Below are 456 nucleotides of genomic sequence, written 5' to 3' on the forward strand. Positions count from 1 at the left end.
GGCAAAATACGAGGCTGCCTTTGCCGTGATCCCGCTTCTGGTAACCTTCATTCCCATGCTGACCGACACCGGCGGCAACGCGGGAAGCCAGAGCAGCACTATGATTATCCGTGGTATGGCGGTAGGTGAGATTGAACCGGGCGACTTATTTAAAGTGCTCTGGAAAGAACTGCGGGTAGGCGTTATCGTTGGCGTGATTCTGGGCTTTGTCAATTACGTTCGTCTCGTAATTCTTTATCCGGGCAGAGAAATGCTGTGTCTGACCGTTGTGCTGAGCCTGATGGCCACCGTTATTATTGCCAAGACCATTGGCTGCATGCTCCCGATCGCGGCAAAAGTGTTCCATATGGATCCGGCCATTATGGCGGCGCCGCTGATTACGACGATCGTCGATGCGGTGAGTTTGATTATTTATTTCCAGCTGGCGTGTACGCTGCTGGGCTTATAGAAAATTAT

At 51.8% G+C, this 456-nt stretch carries 1 protein-coding gene; it reads left to right on the forward strand.

The genetic code is table 11. From position 1 onward, the window contains the following. A partial coding sequence (locus NE664_13900; protein ID MCQ4727727.1) for a magnesium transporter occupies window positions 1-448 on the forward strand: 448 nt, incomplete at its 5' end. Window positions 449-456 lie beyond the last annotated feature (8 nt).

Origin of the sequence: Anaerotignum faecicola, from assembly GCA_024460105.1 — a bacterium.
In the GTDB taxonomy this organism is placed as follows: Bacteria; Bacillota; Clostridia; order Lachnospirales; family Anaerotignaceae; genus JANFXS01.